General features: G+C 73.5%; 23 protein-coding genes. 16 read left to right on the top strand and 7 right to left on the bottom strand.

Annotated features, from left to right (window positions below; all coding sequences use genetic code 11):
• Window positions 1-179: 179 nt before the first annotated feature.
• The 4 genes from IF01_RS0116845 (at window position 180) to mycP (ending at window position 4,317) form a co-directional block, all read left to right on the top strand.
• Window positions 180-917: an endonuclease V gene (locus tag IF01_RS0116845; protein ID WP_078880028.1), complete on the top strand. Its 738-nt coding sequence runs from the start codon at window positions 180-182 to the stop codon at window positions 915-917.
• A gap of 94 nt (window positions 918-1,011) precedes the next feature.
• A complete protein-coding gene (locus IF01_RS0116840) occupies window positions 1,012-1,476 on the top strand; it encodes a DUF2563 family protein (protein WP_149030568.1) in 465 nt (154 codons plus the stop codon).
• A complete protein-coding gene (locus tag IF01_RS0116835) occupies window positions 1,473-2,993 on the top strand; it encodes a WXG100-like domain-containing protein (protein ID WP_030394245.1) in 1,521 nt (506 codons plus the stop codon). Before IF01_RS0116840 ends, IF01_RS0116835 begins: the two co-directional genes overlap by 4 nt.
• A gap of 163 nt (window positions 2,994-3,156) precedes the next feature.
• On the top strand, window positions 3,157-4,317 hold the full coding sequence (gene mycP, locus IF01_RS0116830; RefSeq protein WP_157855251.1) for a type VII secretion-associated serine protease mycosin: 1,161 nt from the start codon (window positions 3,157-3,159) through the stop codon (window positions 4,315-4,317).
• A gap of 4 nt (window positions 4,318-4,321) precedes the next feature.
• Here the strand turns inward: mycP and IF01_RS0116825 are convergent, their stop codons facing one another.
• Window positions 4,322-4,981: an NAD(P)-dependent oxidoreductase gene (locus IF01_RS0116825; protein ID WP_030394243.1), complete on the bottom strand. Its 660-nt coding sequence runs from the start codon at window positions 4,979-4,981 to the stop codon at window positions 4,322-4,324.
• Between the two features lie 128 nt (window positions 4,982-5,109).
• On the opposite strand from IF01_RS0116825, the gene IF01_RS0116820 reads away from it, so the two are divergent.
• The gene (locus tag IF01_RS0116820; RefSeq protein WP_030394242.1) at window positions 5,110-5,505 is read left to right on the top strand and encodes a winged helix-turn-helix transcriptional regulator; all 396 of its coding nucleotides are present in this window, start codon (window positions 5,110-5,112) and stop codon (window positions 5,503-5,505) included.
• 75 nt (window positions 5,506-5,580) lie between these two features.
• Complete coding sequence (locus IF01_RS0116815; protein ID WP_051742544.1) at window positions 5,581-6,159, top strand: DinB family protein; 579 nt, start codon at window positions 5,581-5,583, stop codon at window positions 6,157-6,159.
• 94 nt (window positions 6,160-6,253) lie between these two features.
• Here the strand turns inward: IF01_RS0116815 and IF01_RS43955 are convergent, their stop codons facing one another.
• Window positions 6,254-6,718 carry an RNA polymerase sigma factor gene (locus IF01_RS43955; protein WP_051755489.1) on the bottom strand — a complete coding sequence of 155 codons (465 nt, stop codon included), beginning with the start codon at window positions 6,716-6,718 and terminating at the stop codon, window positions 6,254-6,256.
• Window positions 6,719-7,258: 540 nt separating this feature from the next.
• Window positions 7,259-8,041 (bottom strand): hypothetical protein, encoded by a 783-nt coding sequence (locus IF01_RS0116800; RefSeq protein ID WP_030394239.1) that lies wholly within the window; start codon window positions 8,039-8,041, stop codon window positions 7,259-7,261.
• Between the two features lie 256 nt (window positions 8,042-8,297).
• Between IF01_RS0116800 and IF01_RS0116795 the strand changes: the two genes are divergently transcribed.
• On the top strand, window positions 8,298-9,335 hold the full coding sequence (locus IF01_RS0116795; protein ID WP_051755488.1) for a hypothetical protein: 1,038 nt from the start codon (window positions 8,298-8,300) through the stop codon (window positions 9,333-9,335).
• Between the two features lie 97 nt (window positions 9,336-9,432).
• Here the strand turns inward: IF01_RS0116795 and IF01_RS0116790 are convergent, their stop codons facing one another.
• The gene (locus IF01_RS0116790) at window positions 9,433-10,023 is read right to left on the bottom strand and encodes an isochorismatase family protein (RefSeq protein ID WP_030394237.1); all 591 of its coding nucleotides are present in this window, start codon (window positions 10,021-10,023) and stop codon (window positions 9,433-9,435) included.
• A 266-nt stretch (window positions 10,024-10,289) separates the two neighbouring features.
• On the bottom strand, window positions 10,290-11,606 hold the full coding sequence (locus tag IF01_RS0116785; protein WP_030394236.1) for a nicotinate phosphoribosyltransferase: 1,317 nt from the start codon (window positions 11,604-11,606) through the stop codon (window positions 10,290-10,292).
• Between the two features lie 275 nt (window positions 11,607-11,881).
• Here IF01_RS0116785 and clpS point away from each other — a divergent pair, with 275 nt between their 5' ends.
• The 9 genes from clpS to IF01_RS0116745 all read left to right on the top strand — a co-directional run bounded on the left by clpS (window position 11,882) and on the right by IF01_RS0116745 (window position 18,062).
• Window positions 11,882-12,175 (top strand): ATP-dependent Clp protease adapter ClpS, encoded by a 294-nt coding sequence (gene clpS / locus IF01_RS0116780; protein ID WP_030394235.1) that lies wholly within the window; start codon window positions 11,882-11,884, stop codon window positions 12,173-12,175.
• 82 nt (window positions 12,176-12,257) lie between these two features.
• Window positions 12,258-12,833: a DUF2017 domain-containing protein gene (locus IF01_RS0116775; protein ID WP_030394234.1), complete on the top strand. Its 576-nt coding sequence runs from the start codon at window positions 12,258-12,260 to the stop codon at window positions 12,831-12,833.
• 226 nt (window positions 12,834-13,059) lie between these two features.
• Entirely contained in the window at window positions 13,060-14,514 is a 1,455-nt protein-coding gene (locus tag IF01_RS0116770) for an amino acid permease (protein WP_051742547.1), read from the top strand.
• Window positions 14,515-14,580: 66 nt separating this feature from the next.
• A complete protein-coding gene (locus IF01_RS0116765; RefSeq protein ID WP_030394232.1) occupies window positions 14,581-15,012 on the top strand; it encodes a M67 family metallopeptidase in 432 nt (143 codons plus the stop codon).
• Window positions 15,013-15,161: 149 nt separating this feature from the next.
• Window positions 15,162-15,281 carry a putative leader peptide gene (locus tag IF01_RS51355; protein ID WP_317621128.1) on the top strand — a complete coding sequence of 40 codons (120 nt, stop codon included), beginning with the start codon at window positions 15,162-15,164 and terminating at the stop codon, window positions 15,279-15,281.
• Between the two features lie 103 nt (window positions 15,282-15,384).
• The gene (locus tag IF01_RS0116760) at window positions 15,385-15,663 is read left to right on the top strand and encodes a MoaD/ThiS family protein (RefSeq protein WP_030394231.1); all 279 of its coding nucleotides are present in this window, start codon (window positions 15,385-15,387) and stop codon (window positions 15,661-15,663) included.
• 94 nt (window positions 15,664-15,757) lie between these two features.
• Window positions 15,758-16,726 carry a PLP-dependent cysteine synthase family protein gene (locus IF01_RS0116755; RefSeq protein ID WP_030394230.1) on the top strand — a complete coding sequence of 323 codons (969 nt, stop codon included), beginning with the start codon at window positions 15,758-15,760 and terminating at the stop codon, window positions 16,724-16,726.
• Window positions 16,727-16,883: 157 nt separating this feature from the next.
• Window positions 16,884-17,072, top strand: a complete 189-nt coding sequence (locus IF01_RS0116750; protein WP_030394229.1) for a MerR family transcriptional regulator — start codon at window positions 16,884-16,886, stop codon at window positions 17,070-17,072.
• Window positions 17,073-17,315: 243 nt separating this feature from the next.
• Window positions 17,316-18,062, top strand: a complete 747-nt coding sequence (locus IF01_RS0116745; protein WP_030394228.1) for an MBL fold metallo-hydrolase — start codon at window positions 17,316-17,318, stop codon at window positions 18,060-18,062.
• Window positions 18,063-18,123: 61 nt separating this feature from the next.
• Here the strand turns inward: IF01_RS0116745 and IF01_RS0116740 are convergent, their stop codons facing one another.
• Window positions 18,124-19,413 carry an NtaA/DmoA family FMN-dependent monooxygenase gene (locus IF01_RS0116740; protein WP_030394227.1) on the bottom strand — a complete coding sequence of 430 codons (1,290 nt, stop codon included), beginning with the start codon at window positions 19,411-19,413 and terminating at the stop codon, window positions 18,124-18,126.
• On the bottom strand, window positions 19,410-20,516 hold the full coding sequence (locus tag IF01_RS0116735) for an LLM class flavin-dependent oxidoreductase (protein ID WP_063764229.1): 1,107 nt from the start codon (window positions 20,514-20,516) through the stop codon (window positions 19,410-19,412). Before IF01_RS0116735 ends, IF01_RS0116740 begins: the two co-directional genes overlap by 4 nt.
• Between the last annotated feature and the right edge of the window lie 210 nt (window positions 20,517-20,726).

The following is a 20,726-nucleotide window of genomic DNA, read 5'->3' as shown; positions in this document are numbered from 1 at the left end:
CGGGGCAAGGGCGTTCGGCGCGTTCCGGCGGTTCGTCCGCGGCATTCCGTCCAGGCTAGCCCGGCGCGCCCGGGGCACGGGGGGCGCACGGGCTCACGGAACCGCCCCCGACCCCGTCCGTCCCGCTCGGTACCGTGGGCCCGACCGCAGCACCGCACCACGCACCAGGGGGAACCGCCGTGCCCATCCCCGCCGACTGGCCCACCACCGAGGCCGAGGCGCTCGCCGAACAGGAACGCCTGCGCCCGCTGGTCGAGCCGACCGGGGCGGCCTCCTCCGTTCCGGTCGGCGACGACCGGCTGATCGCCGGCGTCGACGTCGCCTACGACGACGAACGGGACCTCGTCGTCGCGGCCGCCGTGGTGCTCGACCGCGCCACCCTCGCCGTCGTCGACGAAGCCACCGCCACCGGACGCATCGCCTTCCCGTACATCCCCGGCCTGCTCGCCTTCCGCGAGATCCCCGCCGTCCTCGACGCCCTCGACGCCCTCACCCACCGCCCGGGCACCGTCGTCTGCGACGGCTACGGCCTCGCCCACCCCCGCCGCCTCGGCCTCGCCAGCCACCTCGGCGTCCTCACCGGCCTGCGCACCCTCGGCGTCGCCAAGACCCCGTTCACCTTCGACCACCGGCCCCCCGGCCCCGACCGCGGCGACCGCACCCCGCTCACCGACCCGGCCACGGGAGAGGAGGTCGGCAGCGCCGTCCGCACCCGGGCCGGTGTCAAACCCGTCTTCGTCTCCGTCGGGCACCGCATCGGCCTCACCGAAGCCGTCGAGACCACCCTCGCCCTCACCCCCCACTACCGCCTCCCCGAAACCACCCGGCACGCCGACTCGCTCTGCCGCCGCGCCCTCGCCGCGCTCACCGCAACCGGAGCCACCGGCACCACCGTCGTTACGTCGGACGTGAACTGACGGCACGCCAGGGGCGCGGATCGTGTGTTAGACATGACCGGATCAGCAGAACCGTGAACGACACACCGGCCGGACGCACGGGGGAGGCGCCGCAGTGGCAACGGGAAGCGGAACGGGGAACGGAACAGGATCGACCGGCGGGTCCGGACGCGGCTACCGCGTCGAGGTCGAGCAACTGCGCGCCTTCGCCGCCCAAGTGCGGCTGCTCCTGGCCGAGTTCCAGCACCACGCGGACGGCACCGCCACCCACGGCCGCAGCGGCATCGGCCCCAAGGCCCTCGGCACCTTCGCCGAGGCCACCGACCTGCACGGCCGCTACCAGACCATGCGCGACGGCCTGCGCGACGTCCTCGACCAGCTCCAGGAAGCGGTCGACGAGGCCCAGAAGAAGGCCGAACTCACCGCCACCAACTACGAGGAACAGGAACACCGCACCCGGACCAAGCTGAAGCTCGGCGACGACGGCTGGTCCGTGGCCGACCCCTCGGCCACCAGCACCGCCGCCTACGCCCGGACCACCGCCCCGGCCCAGCACGACGACGGGAAGGGCGTCCGATGAAGTACACCGACTTCCGGCAGTTCAGCCACGCCGAACTCCGCGCCATGGTCCAGGCCCTCAACCCCGGCGAGGTGATGGCCGCCGCCGACCCCTGGCGCCGCGCCGCCGACACCCTCAAGGCCATCCGCACGACCCTCACCCGCGCCAGCACCGAGGCCGCCACCAGCTGGGAAGGCAGCACCAGCGACGCCTTCCACACCCGCATGCTCCACCTCGCCACCACCATCAACACCGCCGCCTCCTACGCCAACGACGCGGCCATCACCCTCAAGGCGGTCTCCGAGGCCATCGCCGAGGCCAAACGCAACATGCCCGAGGAACCCAGCGGCTGGGCCCAGTTCAAGGACGGCGTCGGCGACACCTTCTCCTCCCTCTTCGGCGCCGACGACGAGGACTCCCGCACCGACCTCGCCAACCAGAAGAAGGCCGAGGCCGCCACCGTCCTCCAGACCCTCGCCATGCACTACCGCACCGCCGCCCCCATGCTGAAGCCGCCGCCACCGGGGCAGCTGCCGAAGCCGGGAGAGAAGGCCGATTACACGGATCTGCCTGAGGACGGCGACGCCGGAGCGAGCGGGTACGCGGCTGTGGGTGGCTTTCTCGGCGGTGTCGGGGCAAGCAGTCCCGGGCCGGGTACGGCGCCCGCCTCCCGTTCGCGCGGCGCGGGAGTGGTGGATCCTCAGATGGGCGGTACTGGAAGCTCGACCTCCCGGACGGCGGGTCCGTCGTTCTCGAAGCAACCGTCGGCCCCCTCCGACCCCGGTGTCAAAGGTGGGGTTGCCATGCCGCCACCCAAGTCCCCTCCGGTGAGCTTCGGTTCCGGAACGGTAGTGGACGGCACCGAGCCCGGGTTCTCTCAGGTGCCCGGCAGGAAGCCGGACCCGAGCAGTACGTCTCTGCTCGGTACGCCGGGGAGCGGTGGCAATCAAGTTCTGCCGAGCAGCCCTGTGGCCCAGCCGGTTGCGTCGCAGGCAATCGGCGGCACATCTCCTCATCCGAGCGGGACGGTGCAGCCCTTCACCCCTGTCGGTAGCCAAGGGACCGGCTCGGGGGCTCGGCGCGACACGTCAGGACCTGCGGCTGTGCGGGCCGGTAAGGAAGGGGTACCGAGCCGCAACGCAGCTGGTCGCAGTGGTGCGGCCTTCGGTGCGGCGGGCATGCCTGGCATGAGTGGAGGCGGGACCACCGGCGCCGGTTCTGCGCGGGGGAGAGGCGCTGCCGGAGGTGCGGCCGGGCGCGCCGGAGGCACGGTTGTCGGTGTCGGTGACCGGCCCGGGAAGGGTGGCGGAGGCAAGCAAGCCTTCACCGAAGGCGGCTCGGGGTTGGGAGCGCGTGGGCGGATCCAGGCGGAGACCGGTGGCAGGAGTCCTTCGACGCAGGCGCCTCTGATGCCCTTCGGCAGCTCCGACAGGGGGAGGAAGGACGAGGAGAAGAAGCGGCGACGTCCTGACTACCTGGTCGAGGACGAGGAGACCTGGGCGTCCGACCAGCCTGCAAATCCGAACGTGGTGGAATGACGGTCGGCCTTCGGGCCCGGGCCAATCGATCGGTTGCCCTGCGGGTCGTTCGGACCTGGGGCAGCCTCTGCGCTGAGTGGGGTGGCAGGGCTTGAGTGGCTGGCGTCTGAGTCGCGGGGCAGCCGTGTTGGCGGGGGTGTTGCTGGCAGCGGTCGGTGCTGGGATGTCCCGCGCCGACAGCGTGAGGGATTCTCAGTGGCCGCTTGCCACGTACCGGGCTGAGTCCGCGGTCTGGCCGGTCTCGCAGGGAGACGGTGTCACGGTCGCGGTCATCGACAGCGGTGTGCTGAAGGACCATCGAGACCTGACAGGACAGGTGTTGGCGGGTAAGGACTTCACCGGGGCGAACACCGACGGCACCGTGGACACCAATGGCCACGGAACCGGCATGGCCAGCCTCATCGCCGGCCATGGCCACGGCGATGGGGACGGCATCATGGGGCTGGCTCCCAAGGCCAAGATCCTTCCGGTTCGGATCCCGATGGAGGGGGAGTCGCTCTCGCCGCAGTCGGAGCTCGCCATGGCGATCCGCTACGCGGCGGACCACGGTGCGAGCGTCATCAGTATGTCCATCGGTGGAGTCTCCGGGATCGATCCCGAGGCGCGTGCGGCCGTCAAGTACGCGGTAGACAAGGACGTGGTCCTGGTGGCAAGCACAGGCAATGAGACGAGCTCCGTCCTCTACCCGGCGGCCTTCCCCGGGGTCGTCGCGGTCGGCGCCGTCGACCGGAACGGCCAACTCTGGAGCAAGTCCAACGTCGGTCCCGAGACCACCCTGGTGGCGCCCGGTGCGGACATTCCCCAGGCCGGCGCCAAGTCGACGAGTGCACAGGGCATCGGTAACGGAACCTCCGACGCCACCGCCTACGTCTCCGCCACCGCCGCCCTGATCCGGGCGAAGTACCCGTCGCTCTCCGCCGGGCAGGTCATCAACCGGATGATCAAGTCCGCCTCGGCACCAGCCGACGGGTCGGCCGTCCCCAGCAACCGCTACGGCTACGGGGTGTTGGCGCCCGGCAAGGCGCTGGAGGCGAATCCGGCGGTGGACAGCGGCTCGCGGGAGAACCCGCTGCTGGGCCGGGCGGAGTCGCAGGGGAACGGGCCGCAGCCGACCGAGGAGGCGTGGGAGTCGCCGGAGGCCGCCGCGCCGGTGGCGGACGGGGGGAACCGCGGGGTGCGGTGGGTGCTGGTGGGGGCTGCGGGGGTTGCCGGTGCGTTGTTGGTGGGGGGTGTGGTGGCGGTACTGGTGGTGCGGGGGCGGCGTCGGCGGGACCGGGCGGCCGCGGCGGCGTACCAGGGGTATCCGCCGCCGCGGCAGGGGTGAGGGGCTATTCGGCGACGGCGATCTGCTCGCGGTGGCGGGCTGCTGGGCCGGTGAGCTGGTCGGTGACGGCGGCGGCGAGGTCGGCCTGGGCGATCCGGGCGCCGAGGACCTGGGGGCCGCCGACGCGGTAGTGGCCGGTGCCGGGGGCGGTGCGGTCGAGGTCGAGGGGCGGGGTGACGACGACCCAGTCGAGGGTGGCGGGGGAGTCGCGGAGCAGGTCGAGGGCGGCGGCGTGGCCGAGGGAGAAGGCGCGGTGGGCCTCGGGGAAGGCGGGGTCGTCGTGGACGGCGACGCCGGGGGCGGTCTCCAGGGTGGTGGCGATGCCGACGTGGACGAGGCGGTGGACGCCCGCGGTGGCGAGGCCGGTGATCAGGGCGCGGGTGGCGGCGGGGTAGAACTCGCCGGAGGGGACCTCGGGCGTGTAGACGGTGCTGACGGCGGCGGCGTGGCCCCGGGCGGTGGTGGCGACGGCGTCGGGGTCGGTGACGTCGCAGGGGACCAGGGTGATTCCGGGGCCGGCCAGGTCGGGGTGCCGTTCGGGGGCGCGGACGGCGGCGGTGACGGTCAGTCCGCGGCGTCGGGCCTCGGCGACGACGGCGCGGCCGACCTGGCCGCCGGCGCCGAAGACGACGAGGTCGGTGGTGGTGGCGGGGGTGCGGCTCATGGCGGTCTCCGTCGGTGGTTCGGGGCGGGGGCCGGGGTGGCCGTCCGCTGGTGCGGTGACGGTAGACCGGGGGGTGCCGGTTACTTCAACGGTACCGGCGGGGACCTCTCCTCGGTTACGGTCGGGGGATGACTCGGACCGTGCCCGCGCCGCTGCCGCCGGACTTCTTCGACCCGGACTGCCCCGTGCCGACGGTTCCGGTGCTGGGCGGGAAGAAGTGGGCGTGGCGGATCCTGCGTTGTCTGGAGGGCGGCCCGCGCCGGTTCTCGGAGCTGCGGGTGCCGCTGGTGGGGATCACGGCGAAGGTGCTGACCGAGTCGCTGCGGTCGATGGAGCAGGACGGCGTGCTGGAGCGGACGGAGTTCGCGGAGAACCCGCCGCGGGTCGAGTACGCGCTGACGCCGCTCGGGCGGACGCTGCTGGGGCCGATGGACGCGCTGTGCGACTGGAGCCGGGCGAATCTGGCGGAGCTGCTCGCCGCACGTGAGGCTTCCGAGCGGGCTTCCGAGCTCGCGGAGCGGTAGGGCTGGCAGGATTTCGGTGACCGCTGGCGCTGAAGCCGCTGGTGGGGGCGGTCGCGGCGCGGCCATCCTGGGCGCATGACCGATTCCGAGCACACCTCGCCCGAGCCCGCCGTCACCGCCGACGCGATCGTCCCCGACACCAAGGACTGGACCTGGGTGCTGGAGCAGCCCTGCGCCGACTGCGGGCTGGACGCGGGCGCCGTGGTGCGGGAGGACGTGGCCGGGATGGTCCGGGCGAACGCGGCCGGCTGGACGGCGGTGCTGGGCGGCGACCCGGAGGCGCTGCGTCGTCGTCCGCGTCCGGAGATCTGGTCGGATCTCGAATACGCGTGCCACGTCCGCGACGTCTTCCGGCTGTTCCGGGTCCGGCTGGACCTGATGCTGGACCAGGACGACCCGCTGTTCGCCAACTGGGACCAGGACGCGACGGCGGTCGCCGAGCGCTACGGCGAGCAGCGGCCGGCCGTGGTGGCGGTGGAGCTGGCGGAGGCCGCGGAGGCGCTGGCGGCGGCGTTCGAGGGGGTGGCGGGCGCGCGGTGGGAGCGGACCGGCAACCGCTCCGACGGGGCGCGGTTCACGGTGGAGTCGTTCGCCCGCTACCTGATCCACGACCCGGTCCACCACCTGTACGACGTGACGGGCGAGCGGGTCTGAGCACGGGAGCCCGGGGTCGGGCCCGGGCGGGCCGGATGGGGCCCGGGAGAGCCGGTGCGGGCCGGTGCGGGCCGGGTCGGGGCCCGGCGGCGGCTCACCAGCCGGAGGCCTCACGCAGCATGGTGCGGCGGAGCCGGCCGGCCACGCTGGCGGTGTCGGTGCCGATGACGTCGGCGATCTCGGGTGCAGCGAGACCGACGACGTAGTGCAGGATCGCGAGGTCGTCGTCGGCGGCGTGGCCGGGACGGTCCTGGGCGGCGGGGCGGGCTGCGGGCAGGCCGCTCTGCCGGGTGTGCTCGTCGACGGTGGTGCGCAGGATCTGCCAGGCGTGCGCGGTGGGATTCGAGCTCCCCAGTAATTCGCGCCACTCGACGGCGATTTCGGCGAAGGCCTGCTGGACGGCGCCGGTGGCCCGGTCCGGGTCCGGCAGCCAGACCCGGGCGTAGCTGAGGTACCGCGGCCGGTGCAGTTCGCAGAATGCCGCGAACTCCAGCGGTACGGCGGGAGGTTCGCCGGGCCCCGGGGGTGGCTCGGCGGTGCTGTCGTGGCGTTGGGTCATCTCGGCTTCTCGGCAAGTGAGATGGGCATCTGACGGTCGATCATCTGTGCTCACTCTACGGTAGGCGCTCGGTGCGCTGGGTTACCAATCGGATGGAATGCCCGGAAGGAGTCGCCGTGCGGCCGGTTCCGGCGGTGGCCGGGTGGGGGCCGGCGTGCGGTGCGGCGGTGGCGGAGGGGCGTGGAGTGCTGCGCAGTGGTGTCAGAGGCTGGGGTGCGGTGCTTCGTGGCCGGTCAGCGGGGTGGCACGGCCGTGGTGGCGGATCGGTCGGTGCGCCACCGCGGGGGGTGTGATGTGCCACCGTAAGCGGTTCGGCGGTTCCCGTCCACGCCTGCGGCGCGAAGCCGCGCCCGCACCACCGTGCGCACCACCGCTCGCGCGCTGGGTCGGCCGGGCCGGGCTGCGGCGATGACGCGGGCAGCGGCCTGGCGGTGCGTTTCCGGAGGGGGTGGGGCGGTGGGCCGGCCCCGTCGCACGCGTCCCGCGTGCCCGGCCCTTCGTCGGCGGATCGCCGTGTACGAGCAAAGAGTTGACGAACTGTCAGGTCGTGTTGCGGGTCTTCGTCGGAGCGGTCAGGTCGTCCGGTGCGGTGCCCCGGGCGAGTTGGGCGGGGAAGGCCTCCGCGGCCCGGCGGCGGGCGCGCCGCGCGGCCGCCGCAGCCGCGGCCCCTGCGGTGCGGGCCACTTCCTCGGCCACGGCCAGCCGTTGCCGTTCGTGCTCCCGGCCCCGGAGCTCCTCCGGGCGGAGATCGGCCGTGCCGTGGTCCGCGGTCCCGCGTCCCGCCGCGCCGCCGTCCGGCAGGTCCGGGAGCTCCGGCAGATCGGCGCCCGGCGCATCGCCGTCCCGGGCGGCGAGCCCCGGGTCGGGGTGCTCCGCGGCTTCGCGGCCGGGGTCCTCGTGGAGCTCGCGCAGCTCGTGCGCGGTGCCTTCGGCGGCCTCGTGCGCGGCCCTGGTGGCCGTGCGCAGGCGGGCCGTCGCGGAGGTCCCCCGGACCCGTCCGGGGGCGGTGCGCGCCGCTTGTTCCTCGGCCGCCTGTCTAGCCGCCAGATAGGCCTGGACGGCTGCCATCCCGTAGACGGGCTGAATCAGTTGATGGCCCTTGAAGAAGGGTCGGGCGGGCGCGAATCCGGCGGCGACCACGAGGTCGCGGATCTCGGCTATCTCCGCTTCGCTGCGCGCGGTGAAGCGGACCTCCCAACCCTTCTTGTAAGTATGGCCCTGTGCGCCGCTGCGGCGGGCCGGGTCCGGCCGGCGGACGTATCCGGGCAGGCGTCCGAGGCGGAGCTGGGCCGCGCGGAGGCCGGCGGTCTCGTCACGTGACATGTACTAAGGGTAGGCAATCCGGCGGGCTGGAGTGACGCCCGGAGGTGACTTTGCCGTATGTGCTTGGTCACGCACGGTCAGACGGCCAGGTGGTCGATCGAGACTGATCGAGTATGACAAGACGATGATCACCCATTCCTCCGAATGGGTGAGGGTATGAGGACTTTAGTGCGGGCTGGTCCCGGTTTCGCGACGGTTGGGTAACAGTGCGTCAGGCGGCCGGGAAAGGCTCCGGAGCGTTGGGGATGGTGTCGGCATGAACTACCGGATTCCCACGCCGCCGCCCTCCCTGGAGGAGCTGGCGCGCCGTCAGCAGAACGTCCTCACCGCCGGTCAGCTGCGCGCCAGGGGCGTGCCGTCCCGGGTCGTCAGCGAGCACTGCCGCCGCGGCGGGCCCTGGCAGCGGCTGCTGCCCCGGGTCTATCTGATGCAGTCCGGCGAGCCCTCGCCGGAGCAGCGGATGTGGGCCGCGCTGCTGTACGCGGCGCAGAACGGCCGGGAGGAGGGGAGCCGGGAGGGGGCGGTGATCACCGGCCCGGCCGCGCTCGCGCTGTACGGGTTCGCCGCGGTACCCCGGCTGCCGGCGGTCACCGGGGTGGACGTGCTGGTGCCGCGCCAGCGCCGGCTGAAGGACGCCGGGGAGGTGCGGATCCGGCGCACCGAGCGGGAGTTGGTGGCGCGCTCGGTGCACGGCCTGGCCTGTGCGCCGGTCGCCAGGGCGGTGGCCGACGCGCTGCGCGAGTGGACCTCCGCCGAGTGGACGGCCGGGGCCGGTGCCGGGGTGTTCGCCCCCGCGCCGGTCCGGGAGGTGCTCGGCGAGGCCGTCCGCCGGCCCGAGCTGCACTGCTCGGTGGGGGAGTTGGCCGCCGAGCTGGCCGAGTCCGGACTGACCGCCGACCCCCGGGTGCGGGCCGTGCTGGACGGCCTGCTGGCCGCCGAGCGGGACCGGGTGCTGGGGCGGGTCGGCGAGCTGGTGGACGAGTGGCTGCTGCCGGTCCCGCTGACCTCGCCGGAGCTGCGGATGCGCGGCGGCACCTACGTCGCCGTGCCGGACCTCTACTGGCCGCAGGCGGGTGTCGCGGTCGAGGTCGACTCGGAGCTGCGCTGCGTCAGCGAGGGGGAGGCGGCCTGGGTGCGCGGCGGGCAGCACCGGATGGAGTACCTCGGGGTCCGGGTGGTGTACGTCTCCGGCGCGCGGCTGGCCGAGGACGAGGACGCGGTCGGCGCCGAACTGCGGGAGGCCTTCCGGCTGGGCGGCACCGACGTGGTGGAACTGCTGGTCACCGAGCGGTGAGCGCCCGGGAGTCCGGAGCCGCCACTGCCGCCGCCGGAAGGTCCGAAACGCCGGAGCGGTCCCGGGGGCCGCTCCCGCGAACGGGACGGGGCCAGGCTCAGCCCCCGACCATCGGGGTGCCGACCAGCTCCACCCCGGCCGCCCGCAGCTCGTCCAGCGCGGCGGCGGTCGTCGGCGCGGCCACCCCGGCGGTGAGGTCGAGCAGCACCCGGGTGGTGAACCCGGCCCGCGCCGCGTCCAGCGCGGTGGCCTTGACGCAGTGGTCGGTGGCGATGCCGACCACGTCCACCTCGGTGACCTGCCGCTCGCGCAGCCACTCGGCGGGCCCCCGGTTGTTCTCGTCCACGCCCTCGAAGCCGCTGTAGGCCGCGGCGTAGGCGCCCTTGTCGAAGACCGCCTCGATCGCGCCGGAGGTGACGGAGGGCGCGAAGTTCGGGTGGAAGCCGACCCCTTCGGTACCCGCGACGCAGTGCACCGGCCAGCTGTGCACGTAGTCGGGGTCGTCGGAGAAGTGGTCGCCCGGGTCGATGTGGTTGTCCCGGGTGGCGAGGATGTGCCGGTAGCCGGGGGCGGACTCGGCGATGAGGTCGGTGATCGCGGCGGCCACCTCGGCCCCGCCCGCGACGGCCAGGCTGCCGCCCTCGCAGAAGTCGTTCTGCACGTCGACGACGATCAGTGCCCGGTGCATGGCTGGTATTCCTCGGTCCGGTGGGGTCCTGCGGAGGACGTGGGGAAGGGGGCGTGAGGGGACCTCAGGCCCCGTGTGAGGGGAACTCTACGGTCGACTGTAGGCAGTGGCATCCGGGGGCGGAAGGCCCGGGGCGGGCCCGGCCCCTCGGCCCGTGGACGAACCGTCGCGCGGACCCGCGCCACCGAGCCCTCCTGTGCGGAACCCGGCCCCCCGTCCGGAACCGTCCCACCCGGAACCGCCCCGCCGCCTTGTCTGCCCCGGTGTCACACGTGCAGCTCGGTCGCCAGCACCGGATCGCCCTTGGAGAGCTGGGTCGCCGACAGCGGCAGACTCGCCCGGGCCCGGACGTGCCGCTCGCGCGCGGCCTCCAGCGGCTCCCGGCCGACCACCTCGCCCGCCTTGACCAGCGGCACCTGCACCACGTGCGGGGCCAGTTCGGCCGGGACCGTCCCGGTGCCGACCACCTCGGCGTCGGCGACGCCGTCCGCGTCCGGCCGCCGGGCGGCCCACTTGCGCCCGCCGACGCTGGTCTTGCCGCCGGCCGAGCGCTTGGCGACCGCCACCAGCGGCCCGTCCGGGCCGGCCGCCCGGGCGACCAGCTTGTAGACCATCGCGCAGGTCGGGTGCCCGCTGCCGGTGACCAGGCTGGTGCCGACGCCGTAGCCGTCCACCGGGGCGGCGGCGAGCGCGGCGATCGCGTACTCGTCCAGGTCCGAGGTGACGATGATCCGGGTGCCGGTGGCGCCGAGCTCGTCCAGCTGGCGGCGGACCCGGTGGGCGAGCAGGGTGAGGTCGCCGGAGTCGATCCGCACGGCGCCCAGCTCGGGGCCGGCCACCTCGACGGCGGTGCGCACGGCCTCCCGCAGGTCGTAGGTGTCGACCAGCAGGGTGGTGCCCCGGCCCATCGAGTCGATCTGCGCCCGGAAGGCGTCCCGCTCGCTGTCGTGGACGAGGGTGAAGGCGTGCGCCGCGGTCCCGGTGGTCGGGATGCGGTAGGTGAAGCCGGCCTCCAGGTCGGAGGTGGCGGTGAAGCCGGCCACGTAGGCGGCGCGGGCGGCGGTGACGGCGGCCCGCTCGTGCGCGCGCCGGGCGCCCATCTCGATCACCGGGCGTCCGCCGGCCGCGGAGGTCATCCGGGACGCGGCGGCGGCGATCGCCGAATCGTGGTTGAGGATCGAGAGGATCACCGTCTCCAGGATCACCCCCTCGGCGAAGCTGCCCTCGACGGTGAGCAGTGGGGAGCCGGGGAAGTAGACCTCGCCCTCGGGGTAGCCGTGGATGTCGCCGGTGAACCGGTAGTCGGCGAGGAAGCGCAGGGTCTCCTCGTCGACGATCCGCTCGTCGGAGAGCCAGTCGAGCTGGGCGGAGGTGAAGCGGAAGCTCTCCACCGCGTCCAGGACCCGGCCGGTGCCGGCGACCACGCCGTAGCGCCGGCCCGCGGGCAGCCTGCGGGTGAACACCTCGAAGACGGAGCGGCGGTGTGCCGCCCCGCTGCGCAGGGCGGCCTGGAGCATGGTGAGCTCGTAGCGGTCGGTGAGCAGCGCGGTCGAGCCGGCCGCAGTCACGGAAGTGGCGTCCATGAGGATGATGCTACTACCCCTTAGCGTCAAAGTGACGATTTCTCGTGGCGGATCCTCGGCGGGCGCGTCGCGGGCCCCTCCCGGGCCCCTCGCGGACGGTCGGCGGGCGCTCCGCGGGCGGGGTCGGGGGCGGGTCGGGGGCGGTCCGCGGGGCCGGGGGCGGAATCGCCCCGAGGTCCCCCGGATGGCAGCATGGGGCTGAAGGGGCACGTGGCAACCACGTGACGGCCAGGTGGGAGCCACCTGGAGAGCCAGGCGACAGGAGGGACCCCGCGGTGAGTGTCGCGCCCGTGGAGATCGAGCGCCCGGAGGTCGAGGGCGTACCGGTGGCGGAACCGGACACCCCCTGGGTCACCATCGTGCACAACGACCCGGTCAACCTGATGAGCTACGTCCAGTACGTCTTCCAGGCCTACTTCGGCTATCCGAAGGACAAGGCCAGGAAGCTCATGATGGAGGTGCACACCAAGGGCCGGTCCGTGGTGTCCAGCGGCTCGCGCGAGGAGATGGAGCGCGACGTGCAGGCGATGCACGGCTACGGTCTCTGGGCCACCCTGCAGCACGACTGAGGCCGCGGCGCCCGCCGGGGCGGCGGTGGCGAGTACGGCGACGATGACGGCGACGAAGACGAAGACGGGCTGACCGATACCGATGGCTGGGTTGTTCGAGAGTGCCGGTGGCGGGGGCGCGGTGCTCGCGCTGGAAGAGCTGGAGGCCTCCATCCTGCGCTCGCTGGAAGTGCAGATGCTGGAGCTGATCGGGCCGGGCCCCGGCGGGGACGGCGGTGACCCGCTGGCGGCGCTGTTCGCGGAGGGGCCGACCGAGGCGCCCGCGGACCCGGCGCTGGCGCGGCTCTTCCCCGACGCCTACGGGGATCCCGCCGGACCGGCCGACCCGGAGTCCCGGGAGGCGGCCGGGGAGTTCCGCCGCTACACCGAGCCGGATCTGCGCACCCGCAAGCGCGAGGACGCGCTGTACGCCGTGCGCACCCTGGACGGCCTGGGCGGCGAGGACGGGACGGTCGAGCTGGACGCCACCGGGTGCCGGCACTGGCTGGGCGCGCTCAACGACCTGCGGCTGACCCTCGGGGTGCGTCTGGAGGTCACCGACGAGGACGAGCGGGGCCTCTACGAGCTGCCGGACAGCGACGACCGCAAGCCGCTGGTGATGGCCTACCTGTGGCTCGGCGCGCTGCAGGAGTCGCTGCTGGAGGCGATGGCCGGCTGAGCCGCCGGGGCGCCCCAGGAGCGGCCGCCCCGGTTCGGCACAGGCCCCGGCCGCCCGTCCGCATGCTGGACGGGCGGCCGGGGCTTTTCCGGTCAAAACGGGCGAAACCCTATCGGGACATGCTCAAATATCGCTCAGATGGACACCGCTGTCCGGATCGGGCGTGGTACGACTGCTCCCCACCCCCACGAGTCCCACCACGAGATCCCATCCAGGACGGTGCACCATGGCCGAACAGCTCTACGACGAGGTCGTCGACGCGAAACCGGACGAGGAGGGCTACGAGCGGGGGCTCGGCAGCCGCCAGATCCAGATGATCGCGATCGGCGGCGCGATCGGCACCGGACTCTTCCTCGGCGCCGGCACCGCGATCTCCAAGTCAGGTCCCAGCCTGATCCTCTCCTACGCGGTCGCCGGCGTGGTGATCTTCGCGATCATGCGGGCGCTGGGCGAACTCCTCACCTACCGCCCGGTCTCCGGCAGCTTCGCCGAGTACGCGCGGGAGTTCCTCGGCCCCTTCGCCGGCTATGTGACCGGCTGGACGTACTGGCTGTTCTGGGTGGTCACCGGCATGGCGGAGACCACCGCCGCGGCCGTCTACGTCCGCTTCTGGGCCCCCGACATCCCGCAGTGGCTCAGCGCGCTGGTCTTCCTGGTGATCCTCTACGGGGCCAACCTGATCTCGGTGAAGCTCTTCGGCGAGATCGAGTTCTGGTTCTCCATGGTCAAGGTCACCGCCATCATCGGCATGATCCTGATCGGCATCGGCGTCCTCACCCTGGGCTTCAGTGACGCCGGCGACACCGCCTCGATCACCCACCTGTGGGAGAACGGCGGCTTCTTCCCCAAGGGCATCGGCGCCACCGTGATGACCCTGCAGATCGTCATGTTCGCCTACCTGGGCGTCGAACTCGTCGGCGTCACCGCCGGGGAGAGCGAGAACCCGCAGAAGACCCTCCCGCGCGCCATCAACACCCTGCCCTGGCGCATCGCGCTGTTCTACATCGGCGCCCTGGTGATCATCCTCTCGCTGGTGCCGTGGACCGAGTTCCAGCCCGGCGTCAGCCCGTTCGTCGCCGCCTTCGGCAAGATCGGCATCCCCGCCGCGGCCGGCATCATCAACTTCGTGGTGCTCACCGCCGCGCTCTCCTCCTGCAACTCCGGCATGTACTCCACCGGCCGGATGCTGCGCGACCTCGCGATGCGCGGCCAGGCCCCCGGACGGCTGACCAAGCTCAACTCCCACCGCTCGCCGTCCGTCGCGATCACCCTGTCCTGCCTGCTGATGGGCGCCGGCGTGGTGCTCAACGCGCTCGTCCCGGCCCGCGCGTTCGAATACATCACCTCGGTCGCCACCGTCTGCGGCCTGTGGACCTGGGCGATGATCCTGATCTGCCAGATCCGCTACCGGAAGGCCTGGCAGGGCGGCCACCTGCCGCCTCCCACCTTCAAGGCCCCCGGCGGCGTCTGGAGCAGCTGGGCCTCGCTCGCCTTCCTCGTGTTCGTGGTCGTCCTGATCGCCCTGGACAAGGACAACCGGATCTCGCTGTACGTCTTCCCGGTCTGGGCGGTCCTGCTCGTCGTCGGCTACCAGGTGCTCAAGCGCCGCCGCCCCGAGGCGGTGCACGCGGTCGCGCACGACCACCTGCACGCGTCCGGCGACGGAGCCGACACCCACTGAGACGGCACCCCCGGCCGTCGTGGACGCCCCGGCGGTGACCCGCCGGGGCGTGGCTATCCTGACGCCATGCTGACCATCACCCGAGAACTGCGCGACGCGATCGTCGCCCACGCCCGCGCCGACCACCCGGACGAGGCCTGCGGTGTGGTCGCCGGTCCGGAAGGCAGCGGCCGCCCCGAGCGGTTCGTCCCGATGCTCAACGCCGCCCGCTCGCCCACGTTCTACGAGTTCGACTCGGGCGACCTGCTGAAGCTCTACCGTGAGATGGACGACCGGGACGAGGAGCCCGTGATCGTCTACCACTCCCACACCGCCACCGAGGCCTACCCCTCGCGCACCGACGTGAGCTACGCCTCCGAGCCGAACGCCCACTACGTCCTGGTCTCCACCGCCGAGGGGAACGGCGCCGAAGACCCGTACGAGTTCCGCTCGTTCCGCATCGTGGACGGTGTGATCACGGAGGAAGACGTCCAGGTCGTCGAGGCCCACCAGGCCTGACCCGCACCCACCTGGGCGGGGCCCGCCGACCTCCGCGAGTGGTCGGCGGGCCACTGCTGTTCCCGGGGTATCTCGACATGGGGGACGAAACCATCCGAATGCCGGGACGGGCATGGAGGAGCGGGCCCGGGAATCTATACGATGAGCCCATGCGTTCCGTCGATGTTAGCAACCAGGCCCCGGGCACCCGCCTCGTGGCGCGCCTGCACATCGACCTGTGCCGGCACGCCGGCGCGATCTGTCCCGGTACGCCGGCGCGCTCGCGCTGAGCCGCCCGTCCCGGCCCGCCGCGGATCCCTCCGCCCCGGGCCGTCACGCCCTGCCGCGCCCGCTGCGGCCCACCCACCTCACGACTCGCACAGGAGCGCACCCATGGCCATCGAGGTCCGCATCCCGACCATCCTCCGCACCTACACCGACGGCGCCAAGGCCGTCGAGGGCACCGGCAGCAACCTCGGGGAACTCTTCCAGGACCTCGACGCCCGCCACCCGGGCATCGCCGCCCGACTGCTGGACGGCGGCGAGCTGCGCCGCTTCGTCAACGTCTACCTGAACGACGAGGACGTGCGCTTCCTGGAGGGCATCTCCACCGCCCTCGCCGACGGCGACAGCGTCACCATCCTGCCCGCCGTGGCCGGCGGCGCCCGCTGACACCCCGCCCGTCCCGGCCCGGCGCTCCGCCCGGGCCGGGACGGGCACCGCCCGACCGGACCCGACCGAACCGCCGCCGCCGCCGGAGGACCCCTTGCGTTACGACAGCCCGCTCGAAGCCGTCGGCAACACCCCGCTGGTCCGCCTGCCCCGGCTGTCCGCCGCGGTCCCCGGCAACACCGACGGCCGGGTCACCCTGTGGGCGAAGCTGGAGGACCGCAACCCCACCGGCTCCATCAAGGACCGCCCGGCGCTGCACATGATCGAGCGCGCCGAGGCCGACGGCCGGCTCACCCCCGGCTGCACGATCCTCGAACCCACCAGCGGCAACACCGGCATCTCGCTCGCCATGGCGGCCAAGCTCAAGGGCTACCGGATGGTCTGCGTCATGCCCGAGAACACCAGCGAGGAACGGCGCGAACTGCTCCGCATGTGGGGCGCCGAGATCATCCCCTCGCCCGCCGCCGGCGGCTCCAACACCGCCGTCCGGATCGCCAAGGAGATCGCCGCCGAGCACCCCGACTGGGTCATGCTGTACCAGTACGGCAACCCCGACAACGCCGGCGCCCACTACGCCACCACCGGCCCCGAGATCCTCGCCGACCTGCCCACCGTCACCCACTTCGTGGCCGGACTCGGCACCACCGGCACCCTCATGGGCGTCGGCCGCTTCCTGCGCGAGAAGGTCCCCGGCGTGCGGATCGTCGCCGCCGAACCGCGCTACGACGACCTGGTCTACGGGCTGCGCAACCTCGACGAGGGCTTCGTCCCCGAGCTGTACGACGCCGAGGTGCTGACCACCCGCTTCTCGGTCGGCTCCGCCGACGCCGTCCGCCGCACCCGCGAACTCCTCCAGGAGGAGGGCATCTTCGCCGGCGTGTCCACCGGCGCGATCCTGCACGCGGCGATCGGCGTCGGCCGCAAGGCCGCCCAGGCCGGCGAGCGCGCCGACATCGTCTTCGTGGTCGCGGACGGTGGCTGGAAGTACCTCTCCACCGGCATCTACACCGCCGAGTCCACCGAGGCCGCCGTCGAGGCGCTGCAGGGCCAGCTCTGGGCCTGAAACCCCCGCCGCCCCGATCGTGACGATCGGGGATTTGTCCGTACCGTGCTCCCGGTTCGTCACGGTACGACCACGGTGGCCGTTCCGGTGCGGGGCCGCCGCCCGGCGCGGAAAGGCTGCTCACGAACGTCTCCCCACGCACCAGCGGAGGTGGCCCGTGAGTCGCAGTACCGACCTGTGGTCGTACGCCGAGATCGCCCGTCACATCAACGTCCGGCCGGAGACCGTCCGCAACTACCGGCGGCACGGACTGCTCCCCGAACCCGACGTGGTCGACGGCGGCCACCCGCGCTGGTACCCCGAGACCGTCCGCGCCTGGGCCCGGAACCGCCCCGGCCACCGCTGAGCCGCCCACCGCCGTCCGGCGCCGGTCGGCCCGGCCGGCGCCGGAGCACCACCGGCGCACCGTCCGTCCCCCGTCCCCCCGGCGTTCTGGTGATTCCAGCCACAGCACGGCACGGAGACGGGGGCAAAGTGCCGCTCCGCCCTTACTCTCGACAACACGCGCAGGGCAGCGCCTCCGGCCGGTACTCCCGGCCCGCTGTCATGACCAGCGGCAGCCAGGACGTGTCGGGGCGGAGGGGCTCGGATGAAACTGACCGTGGTGGGGTGCTCGGGGAGCTTCCCGTCGGCCGACTCGCCGTGCTCCAGCTACCTCGTGGAGGCCGACGGCTACCGGGTCGTGCTCGACCTCGGCAACGGCGCGCTCGGCGCCCTCCAGAAGTACGCCTCGATCTACGAGGTCGACGCGATCCTGCTCAGCCACCTGCACGCGGACCACTGCATCGACCTGTGCGCCTACTGGGTCGCCCGCAACTACCGGGCCGAGGGCTGCCCCGCGCCGATGCCCGTCTACGGCCCGGCCGGCACCGCCGAACGGATGGCCCGCGCCTACGACATGCCGGAGAACCCGGGGATGAAGGAGGTGTTCGAGTTCCGCACCCTCACCCCGGGCCGCTTCGACCTCGGTCCCTTCCGGATCGACGTCGCCCAGGTCAACCACCCCGTCGACGCCTTCGCCTTCCGGCTCGAGCACGGCGGCCGCAGCCTGGTCTACTCCGGCGACACCGGGGAGAGCGCCGAACTCGTCGAGCTCGCCCGGGACACCGACCTCTTCCTCTGCGAGGCCGCCTACCTGGACGGCCGGGACACCTACCGGGCCGTCCACCTCAACGGCCGCGAGGCGGGCGAGCACGCCACCGCGGCCGGCGCCCGTCGGCTCGTGCTCACTCACATCCCGCCGTGGACGGACGCCGAGCTCAACCGGCGGGACGCGGCCGCGGCCTATCCCGGGCCGGTCGAGATCGCCCGGGCCGGGGCGGTCTACGAGATCTGAGCCCCCGTCCGGGCCGCCGCCGGGGCCGATCCCGGCAGCAGCCCGACGGCGGGTCAGCGGCTCAGCGGCGGCCGGGGACCGGCAGGCCGAGGTGGTCGCGCAGGGTCGTCCCGGTGTACTCGGTGCGGAACACCCCGCGCTCCTGGAGCAGCGGCACCACCCGGTCCACGAACTCGTCCAGCCCGCCCGGAGTGAGGTGGGGGACGAGGATGAAGCCGTCCGCGGCGTCGCTCTGCACATGGCGGTCGATCTGCTCGGCCACGCTCCGCGGGGTGCCGACGAAGGACTGCCGACCGGTCACCTCGATCACCAGCTCGCGGCTGCTGAGCCCCTTGGCCGCGGCCACCGCCCGCCACTCGGCGGCGATCTCCAGCGGATCTCCGAGCGAGGTCCGCCCCTGGACCAGTCCGGACCCGCGCACCGGGTCGACCTCCGGCAGCGGGCCGTCCACGTCGTGGCCGGAGAGGTCGACGCCCCAGACCTGCTCCAGGTAGGCGATCGCGGTGGCCGGGCTCACCTGGGCGCGGCGGATCCCGGCGGCCCGTTCGACGGCCTCCTCCTCGGTGTCGCCCAGCACCCAGGTCACCCCGGGCATGATCTTCAGCTCGTCGGGCTTGCGTCCGTACGCGGCCAGCCGACGCTTGACGTCGGCGTGGAAGGCCTGCCCGGCGGCCAGGGTCGAGTGCCGGCTGAAGACCACGTCGGCGGTGGCGGCGGCGAACTCGCGGCCCTCGTCGGAGTCCCCGGCCTGGATCACCACCGGGTGGCCCTGCGGCGGCCGGGGCAGCGAGAGGGTGCCCTCGACGTCGAACTGCGGACCCTGGTGGCGGACCGTGCCGGTGCCCGCCGCGTCCCAGAACTCCCGTGCCAGCTGAACGAATTCGGCGGCCCGGGTGTAGCGGTCGGCGCGGTCGAGGTATCCGCCGCGGCGGAAGTTCTCACCGGTGAAGGCGTCCGAGGAGGTGACCACGTTCCAGGCCGCGCGGCCGCCGGAGAGATGGTCCAAGGAGGCGAAGCGGCGGGCCAGTTCGTACGGTTCGTTGAAGGTGGCGTTGACGGTCGCGGCCAGCCCCAGGTGGGTGGTGACGGCGGCGAGCGCGTTCAGCACGGTGATCGACTCGGGACGGCCCAGCACGTCCAGGTCGTGGATCCGGCCCTTGACCTCGCGCAGCCGCAGGCCCTCGGCGAGGAAGAGGAAGTCGAACCGGCCGCGCTCGGCGGTGGCGGCGAGGTGGCGGAAGGACTCGAAGGCGATCTGGCTGCCGGCGGCCGGATCGGTCCACACGGTGGTGTTGTTGACGCCGGGGAAGTGCGCGGCGAGGTGGATCTGCTTGAGCGGACGGTCCGTCATCGGGTCACCTCGGCGGTCGCGGCGGAGCGGGTGGGCGTACCGGCGGCGGGCGTTCCGGCGGCGGACGTGTCGGTGGCAGCGGCAGTGGCAGTGGCAGGGGTGGCGGCGGCGGCCGCGTAGCGGCTGGCCGGCCGGGCCAGGCCGAGCCGGTCGCGCAGGGTGCGGCCGGTGTAGCCGGTGCGGAACAGGCCGCGCTCGCGCAGGGCCGGCACCACGTGGTCGGCGAGCACCGCGAGGTCGCGGGCCGGGTCGGCGGGCACCAGGTGGAAGCCGTCGACCCCGCCGCCGCCCTCGGTGGCCTCGGTGAGCAGGTCGGCGGTCGCGGCGGCGGTGGTGAGCGCGACCGGGATCCGGGCCAGGATCCGCAGCACCTCGCCGCCGCGCAGCCGCAGCTCGGTGGCGGCGGTCAGCCGGGTGGCCCGGTCGGGGGCGTCGAGCAGGACGACGTCCGCGTGCCGGACGGCGGTGGCGACCCGGGCGCGGCCGCCGGGTCCGGCGTCCGGCGCGAGGTCGGCGGCGGCGACGGTGACCGCGATCACCGGGCGGCCCTGGGGCGGGCGCGGGGTGATGGACGGCCCCCGGACCGAGAAGTACGGACCCTCGAAGTCGATGTGGTGCAGCTTGGCGCGGTCGACGAAGCGGCCGGTGGCGGCGTCGCGGATCTCCGCGTCGTCCTCCCAGCTGTCCCAGAGCCGGGAGGCGGCGTCGGCGGCGTCGGCGGCCTCGGCCCAGAGCTCCTCGGCGGGGGCGGTGCCCCGGCGGCCGAAGGCCCTGGCCTCGGCCTCGGTGTCGGAGACCCCGACCAGCCAGCCGGCCCGGCCCTCGCTGACCCAGTCCAGGGTGTTGACCGCGATCGAGGTGTGGAAGGGCTCGGTGTGGGTGGTGGTGACGGTCGGCACCAGTCCGAGGCCGCTGGTGACCGGGGCGAGCCGGGCGAAGGTCGCCAGCGCGTCGAGCCGGCCGGGCTCGGGGGTGTAGGAGTCGTCGAGGGTGACGAAGTCGAGGGTGGCCCGTTCGGCGAGCCGGGCGAGGTCGGTGAAGTGGGCGGCGTCGAACCGGCCGGGGCTGTCGAGGGCGGCGGAAAGGTGCAGTTGGCGGGGCATGGGTGGCCTTGACTTTCCTCGTACGGAAGCGGTGCGTGCGGCGGTCGCGGACCGGCCCGCGACCGCCGCAGCCCGCGGCCCGGACGCGGTGGCGCGGCCGGGGCGGTTGCGGGTACGGGGACGGGCGGTGCGGACGGGCACGGGGCCGCGCGCCCGGGGCACGGGCGGGCGCGGGGGAGGGGAGGAACGGCCGGGCGCGGCGGGACGTCA

Origin of the sequence: Kitasatospora purpeofusca (assembly GCF_000718025.1) — a bacterium.
GTDB lineage: Bacteria > Actinomycetota > Actinomycetes > Streptomycetales > Streptomycetaceae > Kitasatospora > Kitasatospora purpeofusca.
The sequence above is the reverse complement of the archived record's forward strand: the minus strand, read 5'-3'. Positions and strand labels throughout refer to the sequence as shown.

Bases quoted from the DNA above. Each gene is read 5' to 3' on its own strand.
- IF01_RS0116825 (WP_030394243.1), bottom strand. From the start codon at position 4,981: ATGAGCCGCACCCCCGCCACCACCACCGACCTCGTCGTCTTCGGCGCC.
- mycP (WP_157855251.1), top strand. From the start codon at position 3,157: ATGTCCCGCGCCGACAGCGTGAGGGATTCTCAGTGGCCGCTTGCCACG.
- IF01_RS0116815 (WP_051742544.1), top strand. From the start codon at position 5,581: ATGACCGATTCCGAGCACACCTCGCCCGAGCCCGCCGTCACCGCCGAC.
- IF01_RS0116735 (WP_063764229.1), bottom strand. From the start codon at position 20,516: ATGCCCCGCCAACTGCACCTTTCCGCCGCCCTCGACAGCCCCGGCCGG.
- IF01_RS0116745 (WP_030394228.1), top strand. From the start codon at position 17,316: ATGAAACTGACCGTGGTGGGGTGCTCGGGGAGCTTCCCGTCGGCCGAC.
- IF01_RS0116770 (WP_051742547.1), top strand. From the start codon at position 13,060: ATGGCCGAACAGCTCTACGACGAGGTCGTCGACGCGAAACCGGACGAG.
- IF01_RS0116775 (WP_030394234.1), top strand. From the start codon at position 12,258: ATGGCTGGGTTGTTCGAGAGTGCCGGTGGCGGGGGCGCGGTGCTCGCG.
- IF01_RS0116800 (WP_030394239.1), bottom strand. From the start codon at position 8,041: ATGTCACGTGACGAGACCGCCGGCCTCCGCGCGGCCCAGCTCCGCCTC.
- IF01_RS51355 (WP_317621128.1), top strand. From the start codon at position 15,162: ATGCGTTCCGTCGATGTTAGCAACCAGGCCCCGGGCACCCGCCTCGTG.
- IF01_RS0116740 (WP_030394227.1), bottom strand. From the start codon at position 19,413: ATGACGGACCGTCCGCTCAAGCAGATCCACCTCGCCGCGCACTTCCCC.
- IF01_RS0116820 (WP_030394242.1), top strand. From the start codon at position 5,110: ATGACTCGGACCGTGCCCGCGCCGCTGCCGCCGGACTTCTTCGACCCG.
- IF01_RS0116795 (WP_051755488.1), top strand. From the start codon at position 8,298: ATGAACTACCGGATTCCCACGCCGCCGCCCTCCCTGGAGGAGCTGGCG.
- IF01_RS43955 (WP_051755489.1), bottom strand. From the start codon at position 6,718: ATGACCCAACGCCACGACAGCACCGCCGAGCCACCCCCGGGGCCCGGC.
- IF01_RS0116835 (WP_030394245.1), top strand. From the start codon at position 1,473: ATGAAGTACACCGACTTCCGGCAGTTCAGCCACGCCGAACTCCGCGCC.
- IF01_RS0116760 (WP_030394231.1), top strand. From the start codon at position 15,385: ATGGCCATCGAGGTCCGCATCCCGACCATCCTCCGCACCTACACCGAC.
- IF01_RS0116765 (WP_030394232.1), top strand. From the start codon at position 14,581: ATGCTGACCATCACCCGAGAACTGCGCGACGCGATCGTCGCCCACGCC.
- IF01_RS0116790 (WP_030394237.1), bottom strand. From the start codon at position 10,023: ATGCACCGGGCACTGATCGTCGTCGACGTGCAGAACGACTTCTGCGAG.
- IF01_RS0116785 (WP_030394236.1), bottom strand. From the start codon at position 11,606: ATGGACGCCACTTCCGTGACTGCGGCCGGCTCGACCGCGCTGCTCACC.